The organism is Prevotella sp. C0026C3, assembly GCF_056590795.1.
The window spans coordinates 132453-156156 of record NZ_JBWPWW010000002.1; the positions used below are offsets into that span (position 1 = coordinate 132453).

A 23704-nucleotide genomic window follows, 5' to 3' on the forward strand; every position below is an offset into this window, starting at 1 on the left:
AAGAAAGCTCGCTTGACAAAAGCGAGCTTTTTTTTTTGTCCATTCAATATAATTGCGTACCTTTGCAAAAGAATTTTAATACGACACACGTTTCATTTTTAGAAACGTTTTCATTTCAATCAAATATTTTCATATACATATATGTATAGTAAAGATGAACTATTGTCTAAAAGCGCTAATGAGCTTGAAGACATTGCAAAGGAAGTAGGTGCAGAATATTCTGGACAAGCCAATGCGGAAGATATCATATATGCCATTTTAGACAAACAAGCTGTCGTTGAGGGTAATAAAAATCCTTTAAGCACAACTAAACGTCGCCGAACACGCATTGCAAAGAAGGACACAGACCATGTTTATACCGTCAATGGCAAAGACGGAGAGAATCTTGATGTCAAGAAAAACAAAGCAGCTATCGAACCACAGCCACTATTCAAAGAGGAAGTTATGGGAGAAGTTCCCGTAACAGAGGTTTCTTCTACCCCACTAGAAGCAGCTCCAAAGCGTAAACGTAAGACTAAAAAGGAAAAAGAAGCAGAAGAAGCTGCTCTTAAAGCTCAGCTAGAACAAGAAGCTTCAGAGGAGAATACAGCTGTAACTAAGACAGATTCAGAAACTGACTCAGATAATACTGAGCAAGAAACAAATACGGAACAAACTCAAGAAACGACTCTTACGGAAGAACCTACCAATGAGCCTATAGCCGTAGAAGAAGACATTGTACCTGAAGCACAATTCGCATCTGGAGACGGAACGCAAACTGAGGAAGAGGATAGTAACCTTCTTGCTCAACTGCAAGCCAAAATAAATGATCATAATAGAGAAAACGAAGCAAACCTAACTCCAACTTCCGATGAGATTTGGGAAGGGGATCCCGCAGATGGAACTGACTTCATCATTAAGGTAGATTTACCAATCGAAGACCAAGGAGCTGTCCCAAACTATGACATGTTTGACAATCCTACAACTCCAATCATGACTCCGGCTCCAGCTTATCAAGCCCCTGTGTTGAATAATCTCCCTGCTTATGATTTCTCTGATATTATCACAGCCAACGGTGTCTTGGAAGTAATGCCCGATGGGTATGGTTTTTTACGTTCAAGCGATTACAATTATTTATCATCACCCGATGATGTATATATTGCTAGCAATCAAGTAAAACGTTACGGTTTAAAGACCGGTGATGTTATCCAGTGCCGTGTTCGACCACCACACGATGGAGAAAAATACTTTCCACTGACAAGTATTGATAAAATCAACGGTCGCAACCCTGCAGAAATCAGAGATAGGATTCCATTCGAACACCTTACTCCTTTATTCCCTGAGGAGAAATTTACACTTTGTGGCGATTCCCAAACAACAAATCTCTCAACTCGTGTTGTAGACTTGTTCTCCCCTATCGGTAAAGGCCAACGTGCACTCATCGTCGCACAGCCCAAAACCGGTAAAACCATCTTGATGAAAGATATAGCAAATGCTATCGCCGCAAATCACCCGGAAGCTTATCTGATGATGTTGCTCATAGACGAGCGTCCGGAAGAAGTTACAGACATGGCACGCACCGTCAATGCGGAAGTTATAGCTTCAACATTTGACGAACCTGCTGAACGTCATGTCAAAATTGCTGGCATCGTATTGGAAAAAGCAAAACGAATGGTAGAATGTGGACACGATGTAGTAATCTTCTTAGACTCAATTACACGTCTTGCTCGCGCTTATAATACGGTTAGTCCTGCTTCAGGTAAGGTCTTGACAGGTGGTGTAGACGCTAATGCCTTGCAGAAACCAAAACGTTTCTTTGGAGCAGCACGTAATATAGAAGGAGGCGGATCGCTCACTATCATTGCAACAGCGCTCATTGATACAGGCAGCAAGATGGACGAAGTCATCTTTGAGGAGTTCAAAGGTACTGGTAATATGGAATTGCAGCTCGATCGTTCTTTGTCTAATAAGCGAATATTCCCTGCTGTTAACTTGGTTGCTTCTAGTACACGTCGAGACGATTTACTACAAGATAAGACAACACTTGACCGCATGTGGATTCTCCGTAAGTACATTAGCGACATGAATCCGATAGAAGCTATGAATACAATACATACCAGTATGATGCGCACTCGCAACAATGAAGAGTTCTTGTTGAGTATGAACTCATAAAGATACGAGTCTATATAAAGAAAATACCGACTACTCCTTACCTAGTAGTCGGTATTTTAAATTCTGCCCAATTTGTGGAACTAGAAATATTTAAAAAGCTCGTTTATTCGTTTACTAAATCACACATAATATTCTCATCAATACGCGTAATGCAATTAGCTTCCAAAAGAATATGATCATTGGTAAACGCATCTGATAACGATTGAAACGACTTTGATTTTTCCATAAAGGTCTTAAGAAGAATCACAGCCTCACTCACATTATTTAAAAACCACTTGCAGTATCCCCCATTCAAATAATCCGCAGGGACAGTACTACCGGAAAGTAGCAACTCATCATAGATTTTCTCTGCCTTCTCTGCCTTTGCATTAGCCATTAATCCCCATGCCAATGCTCGTAATATGTTACGATCTTGAGGATAATTATAGTTTTGTTTATACAATATATTCAGGCCATCTTCTAGCTTACCTTGGTTCATCATGGAGATGGATTGGTTTAATTGATAACGTCTATTATCAGGATATATCAAGCTCAACCTTTCATATAACAACTCAGCTTCTTCAAAATTCTCATTATGAAAATAGGCTTGTGCCAATCCCTTCATTGCATTCTCATCATTCGGTTCTTTTGATAAGACATTCTCAAACAAACTTTCTGCCATATAATAATTCTTAGAATGCATGGCTACAGCTGCTCGTATACGTAAGTAAGATATATCGTCTATTCCGGGATAACGCTTAAACAACTCTTGCAAATAGTCATAATGCTTTCGCTGCAACAGGAATTGGCAAAGCTCAACTATTTCAGTTGTAAACTGTTCTTGGGGTAATTGTCCATACGCACAAAAAAATCCTGACTGTCCCAAAGGGTGATTCGAGAAGCTAAAAATATTGAAGAAATCAGCTCTCATATCGTTCAAGCGGAAGAAACGATATAGATCTTGCAAATACATACGACGAATATAAGCAGCACTTTGTCTCTCTTCAGAGTTTATTGTGGCTCCTAACGATTCCTGATTGTTAAGCATCTCACGCATATTGCTAGGTATCTTATCAATGATAGAAGAGATAGCTAGTGCAAATGAGTACTTATCAGAATCACAGAAAGGCCCATTCTCAAATAACAATGATAAGAAATTACTATCCTTGAGCTTTCCTCTTACTCCCGCAAGAGCAGGATGCGTCTCCATAAAAGGTATAAACCAATTACTGAGTGTATGGAAAAAAGGATAACGCTTCATTTGAGAAAATCCACCAAAATAGATATCAGAACCGGCTTTCTGCATATCCATCATACGCTTAAAGCTATTTTCCATTTCTTCCATAGCTTTGTCTTGAGCATCAGGATGAAGGATAGCTTGCATGGGATCTTCATCTTTCTCTGATATTCCAAAGCGAGTAATATTGAGATTATTATTCTTGACTAAATTAGGAATGATATCTCTTTGAATCTCTTCCGTATCTCTTTCGGCATCTTTACAGAAGACCATTTGTTTCTGAAGAGCAATAAGTTCTGTCCTTGTTTGAGAATCAGCAAACAGCGTATCTAAGCGTTCTTTCTGCTCTGGGAAAAGGGTATTAAGACTTACATTCATAGAAAGCACCCATCCTATCAATGCACGTTGGCGCAAATGCTCATCTACAGTGACTGAATAAACAGTTATCAATGTAAGCAATTTGTTAACATCGTATATGGTTACACCAGCTAACATGATGGCACTAACAAGTACTGAAGCATCATTTACATCTACAGTTGGACTGACCAGTAAACTTGACCAAAACTCAACATCTTGTGTTGTCCATTGATCAGAAACCAATATATATTCAAAAAGTTCACTTAAATAGTGCTGATGCTCCGCATATATAGAGCGTTCATGTGCTTCTTGAATATCCTCAGTTTCTAATGACAACATAGCCAAGTCTTGTACATAAGCTTCTAACTTACTTTGTATGTGCGCATTATTTGTATCAATATGAGAGCTATGATTTTTACATACAGCATAAATACCTGCCGATAACACCCGATATTCCAAATCCACGCTGCATGTCAATCGAAATAATCGTCGCAACAAAGATTGGTATACCTCTCCCCTCTTATCGTCTTGATACCCTCGAAGCATGAAATCCTTCATAAGTCGATAACTCTCACTAATCTCCTCAATAGCCGATTCAAAACGAGTAAGATGGGTATTTTGTATAAACTCGAGCAGATGTCGTAGCGCTTGACTTAAATTCCCCTTTATAACAATATCATTGTATGTAAGAACTAATAATTCTCGTTGAGCAATCATAGACTAGTATTTATTTACGAATTTAGCGGATACAGTGACTGGAGCTACCTTATTATACATTAACTTAGGTAGAGCATTAACTGTCCGTTGATCAGTATTACAATATTTTATAATAATAGAAGAATAATACTGTAAACCATGTTTGTTAATGGAATCGCACGCCATATTATATGCCTTAATAAAAGACACAAGCTGCTTTCGACGGTATGAATTCCTATTTACATTACTAAGAGAAACTAATACCCCAAAGTTGTCTTGGCTATTACGACTATCAGCTAACAATGGATTTTGATGAATACGAGCAGTCGTTGCTTGCGGTTCGGGCAACCATAAGGCATCCATCTCGTTATTCAACAGCATCTTCAATCGAAGATTTACATCATTAATCTGTATACGAAAAACTTGTGCCTTGGTCTTAACCGTATCAAGTACTGTATCCGTTAAATAGTCTGTAGCAGAATAACGAGTCATAGCTAACATCTTATCGCCTAACTGATTCAACCGTTTGATACGTGCTGTTCGATTAGAATACAATTGCCAATATGCATTTGTTTCCGTCAAATATTGTAATGATAACCCCTGACGAATCATCCTAGAAGCTCGCAACTTATCTGTCACAGATAACCTTACACGTCCTCTCATGATAGCCGTATCACAATCCATTTGGGATGAATATTGCCTCAAACGGACATCAACATCTTGACTCTTAAATAAATCCTCATCATAAGCCACATAAAGCGGAAGGCAATCTAATGTTGGCATAACAGCTATTTTCAAAGCCAAAGAATCCAAACGATACTGCTCTTTACGCTCGGCGACAGTTCGCCGATTCTTCACCTCACGGGAGTTGCTACAACTCGCAAGCAGGATAAGGGAAGTAAATATAATGATACACTTGAATATTCTCATAAAACGTTAGTTTTCATAATGCTACCGACAGTATATAGAGTCTTGCAAAATTAATAAAAAGTTTTGTATCACCGAAAAAACTTATTACTTTTGTCTACCACTAACAAAGCTCATCATGGCAAAAGATAAGATAGCATACGTATGCAGTAATTGTGGACAAGAATCTGCTAAATGGATTGGAAAATGTCCTAGTTGTGGACAATGGAATACATTTAAGGAGATTAGAATTGCCAACGAAACAGGAAACTTAGCGGCAAAATCTGCAGCAATGACTATGAGGAAAGGGGTTTCAGATAAAAACCACCCACTTTATCTCCACCAAATTGTTGCCAAAGATGATCCTCGCATTGATATGCGTGACAATGAATTGAATCGTGTATTAGGAGGAGGACTAGTAGCCGGAAGTATGGTTTTATTGGGTGGTGAACCCGGTATAGGTAAGAGTACGCTTACATTACAAACCATTCTTCACATGGCGGATCATAAAATTCTATATGTCAGTGGAGAAGAAAGTGCCCATCAACTCAAGATGCGTGCAGATCGATTAACCGATAAACAACCAGAAAATGTATTGATACTATGTGAGACATCGCTCGAAAATATCTTCCAACACGTTCAAAATGTTGCGCCTGATATTGTTATTATTGACTCCATACAAACGATTTCCACAGAAGACGTCGATAGCTCTCCGGGCAGTGTTAGCCAAGTACGAGAATGCGCTGCCGCCCTATTGCGCTTTGCAAAGACTAGTAATATTCCTGTCATTCTGATTGGGCATATCAACAAGGAAGGCACTCTTGCCGGTCCAAAGATTCTAGAACATATTGTAGATACTGTGATACAGTTCGAAGGAGACCAACATTATATGTATAGAATCTTGCGAAGTATTAAGAATAGATTTGGAAGTACATCCGAATTAGGAATATACGAGATGCAGCAAAATGGGTTACGCGAGGTTTCCAATCCTTCTGAGTTATTATTATCACAAGAACATGAAGGATTATCCGGTATCGCCATATCATCTGCTATTGAAGGGGTTCGCCCATTTCTAGTTGAGACTCAAGCCCTTGTATCATCAGCCGCTTATGGTACACCACAGCGCACTGCTACCGGCTTTGACCAACGTCGTTTAAACATGCTTTTAGCAGTATTAGAAAAACGAGTTGGATTTAAGCTCATGCAAAAAGATGTCTTCTTGAATATAGCAGGAGGGCTTCGAGTGACAGACTTAGCTATGGACTTGAGTATAATTGCTGCCGTATTATCAAGTAATGTAGACACCGCTATAGAAACAGGCTGGTGTATGGCCGGCGAAGTGGGCCTAAGTGGCGAAGTACGCCCTGTAAATCGAATAGAACAACGAGTAGCCGAAGCAGAAAAGTTAGGCTTCTCTCATATTATTATTCCGCAATTTAACTTGAAAGGGTTCAACCACTCCAAGTATAATATACAACTACATCCAGTTAGAAAAGTAGAAGAAGCATTACGTAATCTATTTGGCTAACTCTTTTTACGATCAAAACTTATGAAAGATTCTGTGATAATTGTAAGTGGTGGTATGGACTCCATCACTTTATTATACGACAAAAAGGACGAGATTGCTTTAGGTATTTCCTTTGACTATGGAAGTAACCACAATGCCAAAGAAATACCATACGCAGAGATGCATTGTAAGCGCTTAGGTATCAAGCATATCACTATTAAACTTGATTTCATGCATCAATACTTCAAGAGTTCACTTTTGGATGGCAGTAATGCTATTCCCGAAGGCCATTATTCCGATGATAATATGAAATCAACCGTAGTACCATTTAGAAATGGCATTATGCTTTCTATTGCCATAGGAATTGCTGAAAGCCACCATTTAAGTAAAGTATTCATTGCCAACCATGGCGGCGATCATACCATATATCCTGATTGTCGTCCGGAATTTATAAGTTCTATCAACGCTGCAGCTAACACTGGAACATTTATAAATGTAAGTGTTATAGCTCCATATACAAATATTACAAAGGGTGATATTGCAAAAATAGGGAAACGATTAGGGCTTGACTATTCTGAAACATGGAGTTGCTACAAAGGTAATGAAAGACATTGTGGTAAATGTGGAACATGCATCGAGCGCAAAGAGGCTTTACTTGAAGCCGATATCATAGATACCACGCTATACGAAGACAGTTGACAAGCGCCTGCCAAGCAGCTATCTCTAGCTATGCAAATGAATCCAAACTTTCTGTTCCTATTTTCATAATGTGGTGAGAATTAGAGAGTTTCGGGAGCAAAAACCTGTCAAAGGACACAAAAAAGTAGTAATAAATTTCCATATCAACTAAAAAACTAGTATATTTGCAACTCCAAATATAAACGTTGAAGATTATTATAACATTTTTCAAATACAAAAAATGACTAAAGCAGATATTATTAACGAGATTGTCATCCAAACTGGAATCGCAAAAAAAGACGTATCAACTGTCGTTGAGAGTTTTATGAGTACGATTAAAAGTAGCTTGCTAGATAATAAGGATAACGTATATTTACGTGGCTTTGGTAGTTTTGTAATCAAGCACAGAGCAGCAAAAACTGCACGTAACATTTTGAAAAATACCACTATAACAATTGAGGCTCACGATTTACCTAGCTTTAAACCAGCTAAGAGTTTCATTGAACAAATGAAGAGTGAGTAATTTTATTACGTACAATATTGGAACTTAAATAGTACACATACAATTAAAATATTAAATTTTTGAATTATGCCAAACGGAAAGAAAAAGAAGGGCCACAAAATGGCAACACACAAACGTAAAAAGAGATTACGTAAGAATAGACATAAGAGCAAGTAAGCTTCAAGGCTTTCTTACTTAAGTCTTTTGTAAAGAAGGGACATGTCAATGTTTATCAAAAGATACTTAGACATGTCCCTAACTTTTGAATATCCAAGTTAAAAGAATAAAGAAAATGACCAGCGAAGTTGTAATTGACGCACAAGAGAAAGCGATCTCGATTGCCCTGCTGGAAGATAAAAGTCTAGTAGAATATCAGAACGAACCTAGAGAGGCTTCTTTCTCTGTCGGAAATATTTATGTAGCAAAGGTAAAAAAGCTCATGCCGGGTCTAAATGCATGCTTCGTAGATGTCGGCTATGAACGCGACGCCTTTCTTCATTATCTTGACTTAGGAAGCCAGTTTAATTCTTATGCCAAATATCTCAAACTGGTAGAAAGCGATAGAAAGAAATTATATCCACACGCAAAAGCACAGAGATTACCTGATTTAAAGAAAGATGGTAGTGTGCAGCAAATCCTTACTGTAGGTCAGGAGGTTCTCGTACAGATTGTTAAAGAACCAATATCAACCAAGGGTCCTCGTCTAACAGGCGAATTATCTTTTGCAGGACGTTTTATCGTATTAATACCTTTTGGAGATAAGGTCTCTGTTTCATCAAAAATTAAAAGCGGTGAAGAGCGTGCACGCTTAAAGCAACTAATTCAAAGTATCAAGCCTAAAAATTGTGGAGTAATTGTCCGCACAGTAGCAGAAGGCAAACGCGTAGCAGAACTTGATACCGAAATGAAGGTACTTACCAAGCGTTGGGAGGATGCTTTAGTAAAAGTACAAAAGACACAAAAACGTCCACAGCTTGTATACGAGGAAGAAGGTAGAGCCATTGCACTTCTAAGAGATTTATTTAATCCCGACTTTGAAAATATCTACATCAATGATGACCAGATATTTGAAGAAGTAAAAAATTATATCTCACTCATTGCTCCGGAGAAGAGTAGCATCGTTAAAAAGTATACTGGCAAACTTCCAATCTTCGATAATTTTAATGTTACCAAACAGATAAAATCTGGTTTCGGTAAAACTATCAACTACAAACATGGAGCTTACCTTATTATTGAGCATACAGAAGCTCTCCATGTTGTAGACGTTAATAGTGGAAACAGATCTAGGAATGGAAATGGCCAAGAAGAAAACGCTCTAGATGTAAATCTAGGAGCAGCAGATGAACTAGCACGCCAATTGAGGCTACGCGATATGGGAGGTATTATCGTAGTAGACTTCATAGACATGAAACTGGCAGAAGACCGTCAAATGCTATATGAGCGCATGTGCAAGAATATGCAAAAGGACAGAGCCAGACATAATATTCTTCCACTCAGCAAGTTTGGCTTGATGCAAATTACCAGACAACGCGTACGTCCGGCGATGGATGTAAATGTAGAAGAGAATTGTCCAACATGTAATGGTACTGGTAAAATTAAATCTAGCATCTTGTTCACTGACCAATTGGAAGGTAAGATAGATAAACTAGTCAACAAGATTGGTATCAAGAAATTCTATCTACATGTCCATCCTTATGTAGCAGCTTTTATTAATCAAGGAGCGGTATCACTAAAATTAAAATGGAGAATGAAATATGGCTTTGGAGTTCATATCATTCCTTCTCAGAAATTAGCTTTCCTACAATACGAATTCTATGATAATAACAAGCAATTCATAGATATGAAGGAAGAAATTGAAATTAAGTAAATATAAAGAGAGCCGGATAGTAAAATACTTATCCGGCTCTCTTTTATATTATTGTATCACTTTGAATCTAATACGAAATATATGTTCCATTTCATCCCAATTCGTGCCTAGTAATTCAAACCTACCAATTTGGGAAGTAGAACGCACATGCTTACCCACACACGGACATACATCAAAATCTCCGATACGAACAAGCCGAACTACATTTCCAGCAGATTCTGGTAATCGATCTAACATCGCACTATCAGATATCTTACTACGCTCTACAAGCTCATAAGTTACAGGTAAATCCTCTGCAATCAACTTATTCATCTCGCGTTCAATCTCTTTTTCATCTTGTCGAGTGGGCTTCTGAGCTAACTCAAAAGTCATTTTGCTCTTCTTCCTTTCTATATGAGCATTTATAGAACGACCACAATGGAATTTCCTCACCATCACCTGATTTAAAAGGTGTTCAGCAGAATGAGCCGGTGGAAACTCATCTTTTCCATGCTCATTAAGAATATAATCTTTTTCCATCTTGATATTAAATTTAAAGACTCTACCACTATATGGAAGCAAAGTTACAGGGAACATGCCATCTCGCTTCAGTTCAACATCTACAACGTCTCCGGACAATAAATCTATTGCCGACACACGCTTCTCAGGCATCGCAAAAAAATCGAATGCATGATTAGGGATAACTACATTGGCCGTTGCACTTTCTTGAGAAAAATTAACTACCACAAAAGCAACTTCATCATCAGCCTTTCGTAAAAAAGCATATTGAGTTTGAGGATTGAAATTGTCTGATGCAGGATTAGCACTCATCAAATCATAGAAAAGCCCATCGTAGAAAATCCTCTCCCGATTAGCCATACTAAGAATCTGCTGATAATATTGTGCCAATGCCTTTTCTTCTTGATGATAAGCTGGAAGGTTACATTTCTCTGCAAGAGAACGAGGAGACCAATAATCAAAAATTGTTGTTCGCCCATCGACACCACTAAATCCTTCTTTATCCATTCCATATTCCCCAAACTCTTGTCCACTATATACCATGAATGGATTTCTTTGCATCAAGGCGCAAGTAAGAACTCCCGGAATAGCCTTATATCCATCTCCACAAAAGAAATCGCTTGCTATGCGCTGTTCATCATGGTTCTCCAAGAAATAGAGCATGTGGTCAAATATATCATCACAATATTGCCATTGATAAGTTATAGAGGCAGCTGGACGGCGCCCGCATATCACATCTCTGACACAATCATACATGCCCACCTTATCGTACAGGTAGTCAAAACCGCTACCGACATATTGTCTATACTGATTAGTATCATATACCTCTCCTATAAAAACAAGATGCTGATATCGTTCTTTTACTATATTAGTGGCATAAGACCAAAATGCTGCGGGAACCATTTCTGCCATATCACATCTAAATCCATCAACTCCCTTTGATGCCCAGAACAATAAGATATCTGTCATCTTTTGCCAAGTACTTGGTATGGGGTTAAAATGATAGCTTCTCCCCCCAGCATCGCAATAGTCTATACCATAATTTAGTTTAATCGTCTCGTACCAATCATTGCACCCGGGATGGGCATCAAAGCGGTCATTGCCTGTAGCTTTTGCAGGAAACTCCTGATAAGGGCTCTCCGCTTCTGCCACTAAATCTATAGACGGTTCAAAAGATTGTCCTACACAATAATAGAAATTATTTGAAACAGAGAACCCCATTCCTGTATCATCATCCTCTCCAAGGTCTCTTACACCATCCGGTTTACAAATTGATTTATATTGTCTAGCAACATGATTTGGAACAAAATCCATAATTACCTTCATCCCAACCGCATGTGTACGGGCTATCAGGCTCTCCCACTCTGCCATACGAGCATCCACATTTTCTGCCAAATCTGGATCCACATCATAATAATCGGTAATAGCATAAGGCGAACCAGCTTTACCCTTTACAATAGCAGGATGCTGTCTAGGAATCCCATAGGCACTATAATCTGTAGTTGTAGCATGCCTTATGATTCCGGTATACCAGACATGAGTAAATCCCATTGCTTGTATTCGAGCCAACGTATCTTCATCGAAATCCTCAAACTTGCCACAACCATTTTCGGCAATCGTGCCGTTCTCTTTACGAGTAACATTACGATTGCCGAATAATCTTGGTAATACTTGATAAATAAAAATCTTTTGGCTCATTACTCCGCGATACCGTGTGCAGTAACATTCTTATCTATGCGACCTATCATACCTTGCAAAGCCTTGCCCGGTCCACATTCAGTAAAATCTGTAGCGCCATCAGAAATCATATTCTGAACAGAAGCAGTCCATCTTACAGGGCTGGTCAACTGAGCTATCAAGTTATTTTTAATATCTTCAGGAGAAGTATAAGGCTTGGCATCAACATTCTGATATACAGGACATTTAGGTGTAGAGAATGAAGTTTTTTCTATAGCAGACTGTAGCTCTTCCTTGGCAGACTTCATCAGTGGCGAGTGGAAAGCGCCACCAACCTTCAAAGGAAGCGCACGTTTCGCTCCGGCAGCCTTCAATGCCTCACAAGCACGATTGATAGCTTCTGTATTTCCGGAAATAACAAGCTGGCCGGGACAATTGTAATTAGCAGGAATCACAATATCACCTTCTGTACTTACTTCCTTGCACACTTCTTCTACCTTCTCATCAGCTAGACCAATGATAGCAGCCATGGTACCGGGATTAGCTTCACAGGCTTTTTGCATAGCAAGCGCACGAGTGTGAACTAAACGTAGACCATCTTCAAAGCTCAAAGCACCTGATGCTACTAAAGCAGAGAATTCACCAAGTGAATGTCCGGCAACCATTTCGGGCTTAAAATCATCACCCAAGCACAGAGCTGAAATCACACTGTGCAAGAAAACAACAGGTTGGGTAACCTTGGTTTCCTTCAACTGCTCGTCGGTACCGGCGAACATGATATCTGTAATCTTAAATCCTAAGATTTCATCTGCTTTATCAAACAATTCCTTAGCTAGAGGGTTAGTATCGTATAGGTCTTTACCCATACCTACAAACTGGGAACCTTGTCCAGGAAATACGAATGCTTTCATTACTAATTAATTTTTATGATATAAATTTTATTTACGCAAAGATACAAAAAAAATCCCAATTGTCTATGACCGACAAAAGGGATTTTATTTAGATTTGCTTTACAGTGCAATCATTCGCGAATCAATATTATTCTGCAATCTCTGCTTCAGGAGCCTTAGCTTCCTCCATTACTGGAGCAGCAACCTCCTCTACCTGAGGAGCTGGAGCATTTTCTGCTACGACCTTAACAGGCAGTTTTACTTCAACTTCTTTATGGAAGTGAACAGTAGCTTCAAAATCGCCAACTTTCTTAATATCATGCATTGTGATAATCTTACGATCTACCTCAATACCTTGCTTAGCGAGTTCTTCAGCAACTGTAGCAGCTGTTACAGAACCATAAGTTACACCGGTAGCAGACACCTTAGCAGAAATAACCAAAGCCACATCTTTCAGTGCTTCAGCCTTCTTCTCAGCTTCAGCTTTCAAAGCTGCCAATTTATGAGCCTGCTGCTTCAAGTTTTCAGCCAAAATTTTCTTAGCTGATGCAGAAGCTACAACACCTTTTCCTTGTGGAATAAGATAGTTGCGACCATAACCACTCTTTACATTTACAATATCGTTCTTGTATCCAAGTCCGATAATATCTTCTTTCAGTATAATCTCCATAATTGTATTCCTCCTTAAATTACTTCATCAAATCGGTTACATAAGGAAGTAGTGCAATCTGGCGAGCACGCTTAATAGCTTGAGCTACACGACGCTGATACTTCAATGATGTTCCGGTAATACGACGAGGAAGGATTTTTCCCTGCTCGTTTAGGAATTTCTTAAGGAATTCAGGGTCTTTGTAGTCAATATACTTAATACCGCTCTTCTTGAAACGGCAATACTTCTTCTTCTTTGTGTCGATAGAAGGAGCTGTCAAATAACGGATTTCTGATTTCTGTTCTGCCATGATTAAGCCTCCACTTTTTTAGCGTATTTCTGTTTTCTCTTCTCAGCATACTCTGCAGCATACTTATCAAGCTTAACTGTGATGAAACGGATTACCTTCTCGTCACGGCGATAGCCTGTCTCAAGAGTGTCGACAATAGTTGGCTCTGCATTGAACTCAAGCAGACAATAGAAGCCTGTTGATTTCTTTTCAATAGCATAAGCCATCTTCTTCAATCCCCAAGCCTCTTCATTCAGAATCTCTGCACCATTATCGGTAAGAAGTTTCTTGAACTTAGCGACCGTTTCCTTCATCTGTTCATCAGACAAAACGGGAGTCAAAATGAAAACGGTTTCGTATCGATTCATAATACTTTTAATTAATAATTATTTGTTATTTTGCAAAATGCGGTGCAAAGGTACTCTTTTTTTTTGACCAAACCAAATATTATTTCTATTTTTGCCCACAAAACAATATATATGGTTAAGAATCTTATCAACAAGGTAGCACTACCGCTTATGTATGCTGGTGTAATATTGCTTATAGCCCTATTTATATTCGACTTGACCAAATATTCGGTTTTACTATTTCTCGCATTAATAATAGAACTCTCGGGTACAGCTTTCTATATCTACAATTTGAAAAAAAAGAGCAAATACTAACACACTTGTCAATCGACTAAACTTTTACAAATTTAGCATTGAGCAGTACTTCACGCAAGCGTTTGTCAGCCTTGAACACTATTCGTTTGGCTCTCACGGTAGATGGAGTAACATCATTTGCCTTATCTACCGGATTACTGGAACAAGATACTGATAAGCGTCCCAACCCGTCCATAGAGACTGCATATCCACGCTCTAAGGCCTCTTGAATGGCTGCGACCATACAATTCCATCCATAAAGAATATCTACCCTACGCGCCACACCGACACCCATTCTATCCAATAATTCAGGCACATGAAGGGTCTCTCGCTCATAGGGCATCGCATAATACTTTTTCTTTAAAACTCCATCTTCTTCAAAGAATTGTTCTTTCACACGATACATACGGCTTCCCACAAAATTATCCATTATCCTTTTATATTTCGATTCAACATATTTTTCACTTACCAAAGTACAGCCTTTGTTCTCTTATCAAGGCTATTTTTGCCACCAAAATCAGCTCTTTCATCATTGAAGACAGCCTATATTGCCCTTTCTACTCCCCGGTATAAACCATCAATAAACCCGGGTCTGAAACATGTTCAGACCCGGGTTTCTGCGGTATGTTATCCTGAGTGTAGTCATTCGACGGCTTTACAGCTATTCAACACTGCGAAATTAGTCATTTAAGTCTACACCTACAAGGATGAATGCGATACATTATGCGATACACGCATGAAGTTTATTCTTCTTCAGGAGTAATCAGTTTATATCCCTTACCGTGGATGTTGATGATTTCAATCTGGTCATCATCCTTCAAATGCTTTCTCAATTTAGTGATATATACATCCATCGAACGCGCGTTGAAATAATTATCATCAATCCATATTGTCTTGAGGGCAAAGTCTCTCTGTAGGATTTCGTTAGCATGAGAACAAAGCAAAGCCAACAATTCATTTTCCTTTGTTGTCAACTTAGTCTGCTTGTCACCGATGACCAACAACTGCTTTTGAGTATCAAAAGTGAAGCGACCAATATGGTAAAGCGTACTTTCTTTATTTTTCTTGCCACGAACACGGCGCAAGATTGCTTCTACACGGAACACCAACTCTTCCATAGAGAATGGTTTGGTGATATAATCATCGGCACCGATCTTAAAGCCTTCCAAGATATCATCTTTCAATGTCTTGGCTGTCAAGAAGATGATTGGAATTTCAGCATTGGCCTGACGAATCTCTTGAGCCAGCGTAAATCCATCTTTCTTAGGCATCATGACATCCAACACACAGATATCAAACTTATTCTTCAAGAATTCTTTATAGCCAGCATCTCCATCCGGACACAATGTTGCAGCATATCCTTTAGCTTGCAGATATTCACGAAGCAACATACCTAAGTTCTCATCATCTTCGCAAAGTAGAATTTTTAATTTCTCATCCATAGTTTTATACTTTTATTGGTTTATAATATTTTATTTCTAATCTTTACTCACTGGCAATTTAATAGTGAAGGTTGTCCCTACTCTATACTCGCTTTCAACATGAATTTCTCCTTTATGTAAGTCCACAATCTTCTTCACATAAGCAAGTCCTAAGCCAAAACCTTTGACATCATGGACATTCCCTGTATGAACTCGATAGAACTTCTCAAAGATCTTCTTCATATTCTCTTTCTTAATACCCAGTCCGGTATCTCTTACCGACAAGTACAAATTTTGATCATCATTCCATGTTTTCAGATAAACATCTAGTGGTTGTTCCGGCTTACAATACTTGACTGCATTATCTAGCAAATTGAAAATAACATTTTGGAAATGCATTTCATCGACATAGATACTAGAATCTACCGCTTCAATATCAGTATATACCTTTCCTCCAGTATGCTCAACACGCAAGGAGAAAGAGTTTGCGATATTCTCAACCATTTCATTTAAATCTAGCTTTTTCTTCTTGAATACAGCCTTCTTTCGATCGAACATCGACATCTGAAGTACTTTCTCTACCAAGAAACGAAGCCGTTTCGACTCATCATTGATGACACCTCCCAAGTGTTCCATCATTGTCGGACTCTTGGTTACCGACTTATCATTCATCATCTGTGCCGCAAGAGAGATACTGGCAATAGGTGTCTTGAGTTCATGCGTCATATTATTGATAAAATCATTCTTTATCTCCGTATATCGTTTCTGTCGGAAGATGATGACAATAGTAAATATAAATGTAATCAACAACACAAACGTAAAGATGATACTCGGTATCATAAACCTGATTCCGGAAAAGATATAATCATGCATTTCGGGGAAATGAATCCTCACAACTCCCATCTTCGACTGTGGATCGTTACGGAATAAAACTTGCGAATAAGAATATTCTTCTCCATCGTCTGTGAAATCCGGACAACGATACACTTCACGGCCGTCTTGGGTAGAGACTGTAAAATGGTACGGGATATTAATACCATTATTCATCAATTCGGCTTTCAAGTCTTGGTCAAGTTGCTTGAAATTGATGCGCTCATTCAACGGTTTATCAGATGCTGAGTATAATATAGAGTATACAACTTCATCCAACAAAGCCCTCTGGTACACATACCGATTACGGATTATCTCTTGGAAACTCTTAGAAACCTCTGATATGGAATTCTTATCATTCTTAAGAATCATAGCTTTAGGCATCTTTGCTGGTTGGGTCTCCAAAGTCTTCATTGTAAACGAAGAATAGACCTTACCATCTTTCCCTGTAACCGAGAATTGGCGAGAATGTTGTATCGTCCCGTCCGGATTACCTGAACGCGTCCCTACAGAATCGCGTTTAAATGCATTACGCTCCGTTTCATTGACGTCTTTCTCAAGATACCTTTGCGTCTCATTCAACTCTAAATTCCGCGATGCCTGATATAAAGCACGATTGACAGACTCGTCAAACTGCTCCTTTTTCATATTAGCCATCTGCTGTATGTAGCTCAATTGCAAAAAGAGTAGCCCTAAAAAGGAGAACCCCATGATTATTGCAATTGTCCAAATCGTTCTTTTCTTCATAATCGCAAAGATAAATCTTATATTCTATATTAACATTGAATCGTTAACAAACAGTACTTATTTCAGCTATATTAACCAATATACACTTCTATAGTTACATATATAAATATATATCAAAAAAAGAGGAAGCATATTCCGTATGCTTCCTCTCTGCCATAAAAGTTATTATATTATTAATCATTAGCGTCTGCAGCCATTTCTGCTTCGTGCTCTTTTATCAACGTTTGTTGTATTTCATTCGGAACAAGTTCGTAACTAGCAAACTTCGTAGTGAACGAAGCACGACCACCAGTCAGCGAACTTAGCGAGATACTATAGTTGGCTAATTCTTTCTGTGGAATCTTAGCCTGCAGCTTCTGATAACCTGCTTCGCTATCCATACCCATGATCATGGCACGCCTTCCTTGCAAATCGCTCATGACATCACCTAAGAAATCAGCTGGAACAAAGACCTCTAAGTCGCATATAGGCTCCAAAATCTTAGGACCGGCAACCTTAAATGCGTCTGAGAAAGCATGGCGAGCTGCCAACATAAATGAAAGTTCATTAGAGTCTACCGGGTGCATCTTGCCATCATAGACTACTACACGTACGTCTCGTGCATAGCTTCCTGTTAATGGTCCATGCTCCATACAATCCATAATACCCTTCAGGATAGCAGGCATAAAGCGTGCATCAATAGCACCACCTACAACAGAATTGATAAATACGAGTTTACCACCCCACTCCAAATCAATGACTTCCTTACCTTTAATATTCATCTTGAACTCCTGCCCATTAAACTTATAAGTCGTAGGATCAGGCATTCCTTCTGCATAAGGTTCTACGATGAGATGAACTTCTCCGAACTGTCCGGCACCACCACTTTGTTTCTTATGACGATACTCAGCCTTTGCCGCTTTGGTAATGGTTTCGCGATAAGGAATTCTAGGCTCACCAAACTGCACCTGAAGCTTCTCGTTATTCTCTAATCTCCACTTCAATGTACGAAGATGGAATTCACCCTGACCATGCACGATTGTCTGTCTAAGTTCCTTACTCTGTTCAAGTACCCAAGTAGGATCTTCTTGATGCATCTTCAAGATAGCTGCCATTAACTTTTCGGTATCTTGTGCATTAACAGCCTTAACAGCTCTAGAATATTTTGAGTTAGGATATTTAATGAAGTCATATCTCCATTCACAATCCTTTCCATTCAAAGCATTACCAGTCTTTACATCTTTTAATTTGACGGTACACCCAATATCTCCAGCATGCATTTGGTCTACCGCAATACGATTTGCACCTGCACATGCATAAAGTTGTCCTATACGTTCGCGGCTTCCACGGTCTGCATTAATTAAATCATCACCCGCTTTTACCGAGCCACTCATCACTTTAAAATAGCTCACTTCACCAATATGAGGTTCTACACCGGTCTTAAAGAAATACAAACTAGCAGGGCCATTGCTATCCGGAGCAACTTCTTCACCTCTCGTATTGTGTAATTTTGGCATCTCATTGACGAAAGGAACAACATTTGCTAAGAACTCCATCAAACGACGAACACCCATATCTTTACCTGCACACACGCAGAAAACAGGGAACAGACTACGAGTTATCAGACCTTTACGAATACCTTCTCTCAACTCATCTTCAGAAAGAGTCTCAGATTCAAAGAACTTTTCCATCAAGTTCTCATCATTCTCTGCAGCAGCTTCTACCAATGCCTTATGGAGTTCCATGGCTTTATCCATCTCTTCAGCAGGAATCTCTTCTATTGTAGGTTGTCCTCCATCAGGCTTCCATGTATATTTCTTCATCAACAGAACATCTATCAATGAATTAAAACCTGTACCAGTCTGTAAGGGATATTGTATTTGTACACACTTAGAACCATAGATATCCCTCATCGAAGTTAGGATGGCATCAAAGTCACATTTATCAGAATCTAGTTGATTAACTAAGAAAATTACCGGTTTCTTCAACTTATCTGTATACCGGAAATTATTTTGTGTACCGACTTCTGGACCATATTGACCATTAATAAGCATCAAAGCTAAGTCGGTAACATTTAAAGATGTAATTGCACCTCCAACAAAATCATCACTACCCGGACAGTCTATAATATTCAGTTTTTTGTTATTCCATTCCGTATGAAATACTGTTGGGAAGACCGAATACCCATATTCCAATTCAACAGGAAAATAATCACTGACGGTATTTTTAGCATCAACACTTCCGCGACGTTTGATAATACCGGCTTCAAATAACATACTTTCGGCAAGAGTTGTCTTGCCGCTACCCGCACTGCCAAGTAACGCAATGTTCTTAATTTCGTTTGTCTGATAAACTCTCATATCAAAAGATTTAAAGTGTTAGTAATATTTTGTTCATGGTAGAGGTGACAATCATTCTATACATCACCTTTGACTTGGCCATAAAGTTAGGAATATTTATTCTAACAAACAAAACAAAATCACGAAAAGGATGTAAGTTTTAAAACATATTAGTATTTTTGCATAGATTTATGGCAGGACTCTATATACATATTCCCTTTTGTGCAAGCCGGTGCATTTATTGTGGTTTCTTCAGTACAACCAACAACAATATGATGAATCGATACATACATGCTGTTACGGAAGAGATGAATCTACGCAAACACGCGAATATCATTGACACTATATATATAGGTGGTGGCACTCCAAGTCAATTGTCTTCTCAAAATCTAGTAGCTCTTTTCAAATCTATATATAATATATATAATGTGAGAAAAGATGCCGAAGTAACACTCGAATGCAATCCAGATGATGTTACTGAAGATTTTACTACATTATTAACAAGACTACCTGTCAATAGGATTAGTATGGGAGTGCAAAGTTTTTCAGATAAAAGACTGTCTTTCCTACATCGCAGACATACATCAAAGCAGGCTATGGAAGCGGTGGAAACACTTCGGAATCATGGCATACAGAATATTAGTATAGACTTAATATTTGGATTTCCAGAAGAGACTATTGCCGATTGGGAAATTGATATTGACTCAGCTCTCTCCTTAAATGTGGAACATATATCAGCCTATAGCTTGATGTATGAAGAAGGCACACAACTCTACCAACTCTTAAAACAAGGCAAAATCCATGAAATAGATGAGGAAACAAGTTTATCAATGTACAATCTATTAATTGATAAACTAGAGAAATCAGGATACGAACAATATGAGATAAGCAACTTCGCACGACCGGGATTCCGAAGCAAACATAATAGTAGCTACTGGCATGAAGTGCCTTACATCGGGCTAGGCGCATCCGCCCACTCTTACAACAAGACACATAGAATGTGGAATCCAAGCAACCTTACCACATATATCCAAACCATTGAAAGTGGAAGATTGGCTTACGAGCAAGAAACTTTAGATTCACATACAAGATACAATGATTTGATTACCACAGCATTACGAACTAAAGAAGGCATCAATCTTACCGATATGAAGCGACATTATGGCTCATCATTATATCAATATCTAATGAATAATGCTCATCAACATCTACAAAACAACAACATGGTGATTGAGGATGAGCATCTATCCTTAACTAAAAAGGGACTTTATATCAGCGACGACATCATGAGCGATTTAATCTATATCTAATCTAAGGCAACTTTCCAGTCTCTTGATATTGCTTGAAATAATATTCCTTAGCATCTTTTTCTATCTCCCCGATAGAACGTTTACCCGTAACATAAGGCTTTATATACTCTCCTATTACAAGTGAAAGCCCACATAAAACACCCCCTATGACATAATTCAAGAGTTCATTCTTAATCAATCCGGAAGACACGAAAGCAACAAAGACCGCAACAGGGAAAGCCAATAACAGCCAATCTCCGGCTGTAGACATGCGTTTGCTTTCATTCCACTCCTCTTGAAATGGAGATGTACCCATAAGTCTTTTCTTATGGGTACTCCAATATACATCAAACTCCTTATTCATTCACAGATTCCGTTTCTTCTTCTTTATCATTCGGAAGAACTAAATTTAGAATTACACCAACCAATGCTGACAGGCCAATACCACTAATAGCAAAACTGCCCCATGATAAAACAGCACCACCAATACCCATCGTTAAGGTTACAGAAATAATGATGATATTTCGTGTCTTATCTAAATTAACCTTATGTTGAATCAAGTTTTGAACACCGACACTGGCTATTGTTCCAAATAGAAGTAGCATGATTCCGCCCAATACCGCTGCGGGAATGCTACGCAATAGAGCTGCTAATTTTCCTATTACAGAGAAGACAATGGCCGTCGTTGCTGCAATTCGAATCACTTGCGGACTTGTAACCTTAGTTATACTCATCGCTCCGGTCACTTCACTATACGTAGTTACTGGAGGACCTCCAAAGAATGCGGACGCCAAACAAGCTAAACCATCACCGCACATCGTACGATGTAATCCCGGATCAGCAACGAAATCCTTACGTGCAACAGCCCCAACTACATAAACATCACCAATATGTTCTATCACCGGAGCAATAGCTACCGGTATCATATACAAGAAAGGTTCCCATGCAAACTGCGGCATTTGGAAATGCGCAATCGAAGGAGGTAGAGCAAACCATGGGGCAGATAGCACCTCAGAGAAGTCTACCGCATTCATGAATATCGACACGATATAACCGACTATGATACCACATACCACCGGAACCAACTTCAACAATCCACGTCCCAATGCTAATACAAGAATCGCAGTAACAAGCGATACGAAAGCCAAAATCCAATTCTCTTTTGCCATATTAACCGCAGAACCCGACAACGAAAGTCCTATCAAGATGATAACAGGGCCTATAACAACCGGAGGAAACAATCGGTCAAGTAGTTTTTTCCCTTGCCATTTAATCAATGCACTCATGACAAAATAGACCAAAGATACGCCTGCCAAACCAGCAAGAGTTCCCGGCATGCCCCACTGCTTACTCGCTGCGATAATCGGAGCAATAAAGGCAAAGCTGCTCCCAAGAAACACCGGCACCTTACCTTTTGTCACAAAGTGGAAGATAAACGTACCAATTCCGGCAGTCATTAATGCGGTGGATGGGTCTAACCCGACTAATAAAGGAACTAAAACAGTCGCTCCGAAAGCGACAAAAAGAAATTGTACTCCGACAATAGTTTTTCTCAATGGAGAAAGTTGGTTACTATCCATTCGATTTTTTGCATTAAATTATGTGCAAAAATAATACATTTTACTGGGTTTCACAGCTTTTATTCCAAGAAAATCGTAATTTTGTATTTCAAATTTTCGTTATGCAGAATCAATTCATACGAACTCAACTCTTATTCGGGCTGCCTGCTCTTAATACCTTATGCGGTTGTCGTGTAGCTGTATTCGGCATTGGTGGCGTCGGTAGTTACGTAGTTGAAGTTCTGGCACGCAGTGGAGTTGGCGAACTAGATCTATTCGACAACGATACAGTTTCCATCACAAATATTAATCGACAACTATATGCTCTGCTATCCACTATAGGGAAACCCAAGGTAGATGTAGCCGAAGAACGTATCCATGACATCAATAACGAGTGCATCGTACATAAGCACCAAATGTTCTATTTACCCCAGAATGCCGATACTGTTGATTTGTCTAAATATGATTATGTCGTCGATTGTATTGATACCGTCGTTGCAAAACTAGAGTTAATCAGGCGATGTCATGACTTGCAAATTCCACTGATTTCCAGCATGGGAGCCGCCAATAAATTAGATGCCACCGCCTTTAAGATTGCAAATATCAGTCAAACAAAGATGGATCCTTTAGCCAAAGTCATCCGAAAAAAGCTTCGCAAACAGAATATACAGCATCTAAAAGTAGTCTATAGTGAAGAAGAACCTTTAAAGATAATTGAAGACGAGACCATCCATTTCACCGAAGAAAGCGAGAATGCCTCCACAAAACGTAGCATACCAGCTAGCAACGCCTTTGTTCCGGCAGCTGCCGGACTCATCATCGGTGGCGAAGTCGTGAAAGAGCTTATCGAGAAAGGCAATACCATGCGGATGACACCAGATGAAGCAAAAGACAACATATACGCCAAAGTTGCAGCAGAAAAGGCTGCCATACACCATCAAAAACTAAGCGGTAGCGCCCTCACAAAATAGAATCA

20 protein-coding genes are annotated in these 23704 nt (G+C 39.0%); 7 read left to right on the forward strand and 13 right to left on the reverse strand.

Annotated elements, in window-relative coordinates; all coding sequences use genetic code 11:
* The first annotated feature begins 141 nt into the window (after nt 1–141).
* Nucleotides 142–2151, forward strand: coding sequence for a transcription termination factor Rho (rho, locus tag AC1EK4_RS01735; RefSeq protein ID WP_480356793.1), 2010 nt, complete (start codon nt 142–144; stop codon nt 2149–2151).
* 103 nt (nt 2152–2254) lie between these two features.
* On the opposite strand, the gene AC1EK4_RS01740 is transcribed toward rho, so the two are convergent.
* Both AC1EK4_RS01740 and AC1EK4_RS01745 read right to left on the reverse strand, forming a co-directional pair.
* Entirely contained in the window at nt 2255–4441 is a 2187-nt protein-coding gene (locus AC1EK4_RS01740) for a tetratricopeptide repeat protein (RefSeq protein ID WP_062433834.1), read from the reverse strand.
* A 3-nt stretch (nt 4442–4444) separates the two neighbouring features.
* The gene (locus AC1EK4_RS01745) at nt 4445–5350 is read right to left on the reverse strand and encodes an ABC transporter substrate-binding protein (protein ID WP_036900124.1); all 906 of its coding nucleotides are present in this window, start codon (nt 5348–5350) and stop codon (nt 4445–4447) included.
* Nucleotides 5351–5465: 115 nt separating this feature from the next.
* Between AC1EK4_RS01745 and radA the strand changes: the two genes are divergently transcribed.
* The 4 genes from radA to AC1EK4_RS01765 all read left to right on the forward strand — a co-directional run bounded on the left by radA (nt 5466) and on the right by AC1EK4_RS01765 (nt 9880).
* Complete coding sequence (radA, locus tag AC1EK4_RS01750) at nt 5466–6854, forward strand: DNA repair protein RadA (protein ID WP_062433837.1); 1389 nt, start codon at nt 5466–5468, stop codon at nt 6852–6854.
* A gap of 21 nt (nt 6855–6875) precedes the next feature.
* On the forward strand, nt 6876–7532 hold the full coding sequence (gene queC / locus AC1EK4_RS01755) for a 7-cyano-7-deazaguanine synthase QueC (protein ID WP_036900119.1): 657 nt from the start codon (nt 6876–6878) through the stop codon (nt 7530–7532).
* A gap of 220 nt (nt 7533–7752) precedes the next feature.
* Nucleotides 7753–8034: an HU family DNA-binding protein gene (locus tag AC1EK4_RS01760; RefSeq protein WP_036900116.1), complete on the forward strand. Its 282-nt coding sequence runs from the start codon at nt 7753–7755 to the stop codon at nt 8032–8034.
* 271 nt (nt 8035–8305) lie between these two features.
* Nucleotides 8306–9880, forward strand: coding sequence for an Rne/Rng family ribonuclease (locus tag AC1EK4_RS01765; RefSeq protein WP_036900114.1), 1575 nt, complete (start codon nt 8306–8308; stop codon nt 9878–9880).
* A gap of 48 nt (nt 9881–9928) precedes the next feature.
* Here AC1EK4_RS01765 and AC1EK4_RS01770 read toward each other — a convergent pair whose 3' ends face one another.
* From AC1EK4_RS01770 to AC1EK4_RS01810, 9 genes are all read right to left on the reverse strand, one after another.
* Entirely contained in the window at nt 9929–12076 is a 2148-nt protein-coding gene (locus AC1EK4_RS01770; protein WP_480356795.1) for an alpha-amylase family glycosyl hydrolase, read from the reverse strand.
* Entirely contained in the window at nt 12076–12966 is an 891-nt protein-coding gene (fabD, locus tag AC1EK4_RS01775) for an ACP S-malonyltransferase (protein WP_036900112.1), read from the reverse strand. Before fabD ends, AC1EK4_RS01770 begins: the two co-directional genes overlap by 1 nt.
* A gap of 127 nt (nt 12967–13093) precedes the next feature.
* A complete protein-coding gene (gene rplI, locus AC1EK4_RS01780) occupies nt 13094–13615 on the reverse strand; it encodes a 50S ribosomal protein L9 (protein ID WP_036900109.1) in 522 nt (173 codons plus the stop codon).
* Nucleotides 13616–13634: 19 nt separating this feature from the next.
* Entirely contained in the window at nt 13635–13904 is a 270-nt protein-coding gene (rpsR, locus tag AC1EK4_RS01785; RefSeq protein WP_036900107.1) for a 30S ribosomal protein S18, read from the reverse strand.
* 2 nt (nt 13905–13906) lie between these two features.
* Nucleotides 13907–14251, reverse strand: a complete 345-nt coding sequence (gene rpsF, locus AC1EK4_RS01790; protein ID WP_036900103.1) for a 30S ribosomal protein S6 — start codon at nt 14249–14251, stop codon at nt 13907–13909.
* Nucleotides 14252–14561: 310 nt separating this feature from the next.
* A complete protein-coding gene (locus tag AC1EK4_RS01795; protein ID WP_156958406.1) occupies nt 14562–14954 on the reverse strand; it encodes an HU family DNA-binding protein in 393 nt (130 codons plus the stop codon).
* 313 nt (nt 14955–15267) lie between these two features.
* Nucleotides 15268–15966: a response regulator transcription factor RprY gene (gene rprY, locus AC1EK4_RS01800; protein WP_036900095.1), complete on the reverse strand. Its 699-nt coding sequence runs from the start codon at nt 15964–15966 to the stop codon at nt 15268–15270.
* A 36-nt stretch (nt 15967–16002) separates the two neighbouring features.
* Nucleotides 16003–17562 carry a sensor histidine kinase gene (locus tag AC1EK4_RS01805; RefSeq protein ID WP_036900092.1) on the reverse strand — a complete coding sequence of 520 codons (1560 nt, stop codon included), beginning with the start codon at nt 17560–17562 and terminating at the stop codon, nt 16003–16005.
* Nucleotides 17563–17735: 173 nt separating this feature from the next.
* Nucleotides 17736–19901, reverse strand: a complete 2166-nt coding sequence (locus AC1EK4_RS01810; protein WP_036900090.1) for an elongation factor G — start codon at nt 19899–19901, stop codon at nt 17736–17738.
* A 170-nt stretch (nt 19902–20071) separates the two neighbouring features.
* Between AC1EK4_RS01810 and hemW the strand changes: the two genes are divergently transcribed.
* Nucleotides 20072–21190: a radical SAM family heme chaperone HemW gene (hemW, locus tag AC1EK4_RS01815; protein ID WP_480356797.1), complete on the forward strand. Its 1119-nt coding sequence runs from the start codon at nt 20072–20074 to the stop codon at nt 21188–21190.
* 1 nt (nt 21191) lies between these two features.
* Here the strand turns inward: hemW and AC1EK4_RS01820 are convergent, their stop codons facing one another.
* The gene (locus AC1EK4_RS01820; RefSeq protein WP_480356799.1) at nt 21192–21533 is read right to left on the reverse strand and encodes a hypothetical protein; all 342 of its coding nucleotides are present in this window, start codon (nt 21531–21533) and stop codon (nt 21192–21194) included.
* A complete protein-coding gene (locus AC1EK4_RS01825) occupies nt 21526–22749 on the reverse strand; it encodes a uracil-xanthine permease family protein (protein WP_036900082.1) in 1224 nt (407 codons plus the stop codon). The genes AC1EK4_RS01820 and AC1EK4_RS01825 overlap by 8 nt, the downstream gene beginning before the upstream one ends.
* Nucleotides 22750–22850: 101 nt before the next feature.
* On the opposite strand from AC1EK4_RS01825, the gene AC1EK4_RS01830 reads away from it, so the two are divergent.
* Nucleotides 22851–23699 (forward strand): tRNA threonylcarbamoyladenosine dehydratase, encoded by an 849-nt coding sequence (locus AC1EK4_RS01830; RefSeq protein WP_036900126.1) that lies wholly within the window; start codon nt 22851–22853, stop codon nt 23697–23699.
* The last annotated feature ends 5 nt before the right edge of the window (nt 23700–23704 follow it).

Coding starts and splice junctions, on each gene's coding strand:
- AC1EK4_RS01770 (WP_480356795.1), bottom strand. CDS start 12,076: ATGAGCCAAAAGATTTTTATTTATCAAGTATTACCAAGATTATTCGGC.
- AC1EK4_RS01740 (WP_062433834.1), bottom strand. CDS start 4,441: ATGATTGCTCAACGAGAATTATTAGTTCTTACATACAATGATATTGTT.
- fabD (WP_036900112.1), bottom strand. CDS start 12,966: ATGAAAGCATTCGTATTTCCTGGACAAGGTTCCCAGTTTGTAGGTATG.
- rpsF (WP_036900103.1), bottom strand. CDS start 14,251: ATGAATCGATACGAAACCGTTTTCATTTTGACTCCCGTTTTGTCTGAT.
- AC1EK4_RS01825 (WP_036900082.1), bottom strand. CDS start 22,749: ATGGATAGTAACCAACTTTCTCCATTGAGAAAAACTATTGTCGGAGTA.
- AC1EK4_RS01810 (WP_036900090.1), bottom strand. CDS start 19,901: ATGAGAGTTTATCAGACAAACGAAATTAAGAACATTGCGTTACTTGGC.
- rpsR (WP_036900107.1), bottom strand. CDS start 13,904: ATGGCAGAACAGAAATCAGAAATCCGTTATTTGACAGCTCCTTCTATC.
- AC1EK4_RS01765 (WP_036900114.1), top strand. CDS start 8,306: ATGACCAGCGAAGTTGTAATTGACGCACAAGAGAAAGCGATCTCGATT.
- AC1EK4_RS01745 (WP_036900124.1), bottom strand. CDS start 5,350: ATGAGAATATTCAAGTGTATCATTATATTTACTTCCCTTATCCTGCTT.
- rho (WP_480356793.1), top strand. CDS start 142: ATGTATAGTAAAGATGAACTATTGTCTAAAAGCGCTAATGAGCTTGAA.
- radA (WP_062433837.1), top strand. CDS start 5,466: ATGGCAAAAGATAAGATAGCATACGTATGCAGTAATTGTGGACAAGAA.
- AC1EK4_RS01830 (WP_036900126.1), top strand. CDS start 22,851: ATGCAGAATCAATTCATACGAACTCAACTCTTATTCGGGCTGCCTGCT.
- AC1EK4_RS01820 (WP_480356799.1), bottom strand. CDS start 21,533: ATGAATAAGGAGTTTGATGTATATTGGAGTACCCATAAGAAAAGACTT.
- rprY (WP_036900095.1), bottom strand. CDS start 15,966: ATGGATGAGAAATTAAAAATTCTACTTTGCGAAGATGATGAGAACTTA.
- rplI (WP_036900109.1), bottom strand. CDS start 13,615: ATGGAGATTATACTGAAAGAAGATATTATCGGACTTGGATACAAGAAC.
- queC (WP_036900119.1), top strand. CDS start 6,876: ATGAAAGATTCTGTGATAATTGTAAGTGGTGGTATGGACTCCATCACT.
- AC1EK4_RS01795 (WP_156958406.1), bottom strand. CDS start 14,954: ATGGATAATTTTGTGGGAAGCCGTATGTATCGTGTGAAAGAACAATTC.
- AC1EK4_RS01805 (WP_036900092.1), bottom strand. CDS start 17,562: ATGAAGAAAAGAACGATTTGGACAATTGCAATAATCATGGGGTTCTCC.
- AC1EK4_RS01760 (WP_036900116.1), top strand. CDS start 7,753: ATGACTAAAGCAGATATTATTAACGAGATTGTCATCCAAACTGGAATC.
- hemW (WP_480356797.1), top strand. CDS start 20,072: ATGGCAGGACTCTATATACATATTCCCTTTTGTGCAAGCCGGTGCATT.